Origin of the sequence: Ruminococcus sp. OM06-36AC, assembly GCF_003438725.1 — a bacterium.
In the GTDB taxonomy this organism is placed as follows: domain Bacteria; phylum Bacillota; class Clostridia; order Oscillospirales; family Ruminococcaceae; genus Ruminococcus_C; species Ruminococcus_C callidus.
This window is the reverse complement of record NZ_QSTT01000058.1, coordinates 1-1,981: the sequence shown is the minus strand read 5'-3', so window position 1 is coordinate 1,981 and position 1,981 is coordinate 1. Positions and strand designations below refer to the sequence as shown.

At 47.5% G+C, this 1,981-nt stretch carries 1 protein-coding gene and 2 pseudogenes; all 3 read right to left on the bottom strand.

What is annotated here, in order from left to right; translation table 11 throughout:
- Positions 1-161, bottom strand: a pseudogene (locus DXB92_RS14355) (DUF4406 domain-containing protein); the annotation flags it as partial.
- On the bottom strand, positions 148-366 hold the full coding sequence (locus tag DXB92_RS13085) for a hypothetical protein (RefSeq protein WP_117734215.1): 219 nt from the start codon (positions 364-366) through the stop codon (positions 148-150). The gene DXB92_RS13085 and the pseudogene DXB92_RS14355, both read right to left, overlap by 14 nt.
- An 11-nt stretch (positions 367-377) precedes the next feature.
- Positions 378-1,981: pseudogene (locus tag DXB92_RS14025) on the bottom strand (hypothetical protein); the annotation flags it as partial.

Here is a 1,981-nt window from a genome sequence, read left to right as displayed (position 1 = left end):
TCGATATTGTCATTGATGCAGCCGTGGGAATAGGGAGAACAGATGTATACCAGTGGTCGATAAGCGGCAGCCTTTTTCGCCCTGCGTTCTTCTCGTTCAATACGGCTCAGTGCCTCATAAGCAGTGAGATCAATGTATCCCTCAGCGTTATACAGATTCATGCAGTGCTCCTTTCAGCCGCTTCAGTGTGCAGGCATCGCAGTAAACGGCACTGCTGAAAATGTCAAAGTTTTCTGCTGTCCAGAAAACACTCAGATCCACTGGTACTTCTGCACCGCACTGTGGGCAGCGACAGTATACGTTTTCGTTGTTGATCTCCACGGAGATACTGATGGTGTCATTCAGATTTTCTTTGATGTAAAACATATGGAATCCTCCTAATCTTTCTTGTAAAAGCTGCATTCATATCCGTCTGCCCGAAGCAGCAGTCCTTTTGCCCAGTCTGGCGTTCTCGCCATCTGCTGACAGATCTCATCCAGCTTTGTATCTTTTGGACATTCGATAATCATTTCATCGTGAATATGACCGACAATGAAGTATTGTGATAGCGTTTGCATGGAATAGAAGAGCAGATCCCGTGCGGTCGCCTGAACAATGTTTTCGACCAGCTTGCCGGAGTAAGTTTCCAAGCGTTCCCACTTTTTGCCCGTGCCAATGCCCTCATAGGTGATAGAATCACCGCCAAAGCGATTTTCACCGATGCGTGGCTTGACATATGCCAACCGTCTGCCGGACAGCAGCTTGATAAACAGAAAACCAGATTCATAAGAGAAGTGAATGCCGTGGGTCTCTGTTTCGATTTTATCCCGCACAGCTTTGATGGCTGCATTTTCTACATCCCACCACAACTGCACAATGTGTGGAGAAGCAGTTCGCCAGTCCGTCACAATTTGCTTCAGTTCTGCGTCAGACATTTCCGATCCGCCCATGGCTTTCATTGCTCCGACCGATCCGCCGTAGCCGCAGTTGTGGACAAGTTTTCCCGATACGGTAAAACGATGACGTCTTCCGGCATTTTGTATGTCATAAAGTCGAGCCGTGTGGCTATGAGTCTCCAACATTTTCTTTTCTCCGCAACTGCATTTTCGGCATCCTGAATAATTTCTTCTCGTGTCATTCCGCTGGATAATTTTCGAATAGTGGTACTGTACGCATAAGGCCAGTAACTTTGCACGAACTGTGTTAAGACGGTCGTCCGCTTGTTCAGATTGTTTTCTGCATGGGTAACAAACCTGAGATTTTCCGGAGCATAGTTTCCATTGTCGTCGATCCTGTCGATTTCCATTGTCCGTTCTGGTACGCCAAACTTGTTTATCAGATACAAACCTGCTGCTGTCACAGAAGGAAAGTCGAACCGAATTCCTCTTGCACCGTAATTGGAATATCCTGCATCTTTTGGGTTTTCGCAGCGTTGCTTTGCTGCAGTTAGTCTTTTTTCGAGCCAGAGCGGAATTTTTCTGGGCTGAGAACATCTCTGACAACCATTTGATTTTCCACATGAAAGGCTGGAAAGCAATGTCCACTGCTTCGAGTTGCATCCGGTGCATTCGGTCAACACATAGCAATGATTCCATGTTTTGCTCCAGCGTTTTTCCGCACTGATAATTTTCACCCAGCCGTATTGCTTTCCCACCATCTCCGGTTTGTACGAGATGTGAGCCGCAGGAGGCGGCGATTCCAAACTGTATCGGCTGCGATTGCCCCTCGATCCATACGAGATGATCTGGGGTTGCTGTAAGTCCTTCATAAGTAATCACCTCACGTTTGCCTTTGTAGATGACACCTTCGTGATGTACCCATTGTTCTCCATCCCACAAGAGGTCATCTGTAGTCACTTTCTCAATCGGAACCAGTCCATGATCGGTAAGCACCAATTGTCCTTCTGCGATGCACGCCAATTCTGCAACCTTGCCTTTCTGCCGAAGGTGTCCGTTGATGCCATGCTTGACCACAGGCACGCCGAAAATCTTAGATGCTGAGG

Coding starts and splice junctions, on each gene's coding strand:
- DXB92_RS13085 (WP_117734215.1), bottom strand. CDS start 366: ATGTTTTACATCAAAGAAAATCTGAATGACACCATCAGTATCTCCGTG.